1 rRNA gene is annotated in these 1763 nt (G+C 54.5%); it reads left to right on the top strand.

Annotated features, from left to right (window positions below):
- The first annotated feature begins 195 nt into the window (after positions 1–195).
- A 16S ribosomal RNA gene (locus V513_RS03505) occupies positions 196–1724 on the top strand.
- The last annotated feature ends 39 nt before the right edge of the window (positions 1725–1763 follow it).

Below are 1763 nucleotides of genomic sequence, written 5' to 3'. Positions count from 1 at the left end.
GACCGTCCATGACTCTCCAATGAATTCACTCAAGCGATGAGTTAGAGGAAACGAACCTGTAACTTGACAATAGGAAGTGGTACTGGTAGTATAGGAATTGCTGACGCGAAGTTAGCGTTAGCGGGAAAGACGAGCGAGAAGGAAGGGTCATTGAAAAATGGATAGCAATCCAGCGAGTTTCAAAAGAATGAGTCATGGATGGAGGGTTTGATCCTGGCTCAGGGTGAACGCTGGCGGCGTGCTTGACACATGCAAGTCGAACGGTATGTGGCAACACATAGAGTGGCGAACGGGTGAGTAACACGTGGGAACGTACCCTACGCAGGGGGATAACTGACCGAAAGGACAGCTAATACCGCATAAGACCGAAAGGTGAAAGGTGCAAATGCATCGGCGAAGGAGCGGCCCGCGGACCATCAGCTAGTTGGTGGGGTAAGAGCCTACCAAGGCGACGACGGTTAGCCGGCGTGAGAGCGTGGCCGGCCACAAGGACACTGAGATACGGGTCCTACTCCTACGGGAGGCAGCAGTGCGGAATTTTAGATAATGGAGGCAACTCTGATCTAGCGACGCCGCGTGCAGGAAGAAGGTCTTCGGATTGTAAACTGCTGTGGTAAGGGAAAAATGTCATGTAGAGTGGAAAGCTACATGGAGGGATGGTACTTTACTAGAAAGCCCCGGCTAACTACGTGCCAGCAGCCGCGGTAATACGTAGGGGGCGAGCGTTACCCGGAATCACTGGGCGTAAAGGGAGCGTAGGTGGCCTGACATGTCAACTGTGAAAACCCGGAGCTCAACTCCGGACTTGCAGTTGAAACTGCCAGGCTTGAGGACGGTAGAGGAAGACGGAACTGCCAGTGTAGGGGTAAAATCCTTAGATATTGGCAGGAACGCCGGTGACGAAGGTGGTTTTCTGGGCCGGTTCTGACACTGATGCTCGAAAGCCAGGGGAGCGAACGGGATTAGATACCCCGGTAGTCCTGGCCCTAAACGATGTTCACTAGGTGTGGGGAGCGGAAAGCTTTCCGTGCTAAAGCTAACGCGATAAGTGAACCGCCTGGGGAGTACGCCCGCAAGGGTGAAACTCAAAGGAATTGACGGGGGCCCGCACAAGCGGTGGAGCGTGTGGTTTAATTCGATGCTAAGCGAAGGACCTTACCAAGGTTTGACATGCTGATAGTAGTGAATTGAAAGAGGAACGACCACACTTTGTGTGGAGTCAGCACAGGTGGTGCACGGCCGTCGTCAGCTCGTGCCGTGAGGTGTTGGGTTAAGTCCCGCAACGAGCGCAACCCCTGCTCTTAGTTGCCAGCGGTAAGGCCGGGCACTCTAAGAGGACCGCCGCCGACGAGGCGGAGGAAGGGGGGGATGACGTCAGGTATCGTGCCCCTTATATCTTGGGCGACACACGCGCTACAATGGGTTGGACAGAAGGGACCGAGACAGCGATGTGGAGGAAATCCTCAAACCAACCCCCAGTTCAGATTGCAGGCTGCAACCCGCCTGCATGAAGCCGGAATCGCTAGTAATCGCAGATCAGCCAAGCTGCGGTGAATACGTTCCCGGGCCTTGTACACACCGCCCGTCAAGCCACCCGAGTTGGTAACACCTGAAGATGAGTATCCTAACCGAAAGGAGGGAGCTTGTTTAGGGTGGGATTGGCAAGGGGGGCTAAGTCGTAACAAGGTAGCCCTACCGGAAGGTGGGGCTGGATCACCTCCTTTCTAAGGAGTTTAACAGGATTGCTATCCATCTTTGAGTGA

Origin of the sequence: Mesotoga sp. H07.pep.5.3, assembly GCF_002752615.1 — a bacterium.
Lineage (GTDB): Bacteria > Thermotogota > Thermotogae > Petrotogales > Kosmotogaceae > Mesotoga > Mesotoga prima.
The sequence above is the reverse complement of the archived record's forward strand: the minus strand, read 5'-3'. Positions and strand labels throughout refer to the sequence as shown.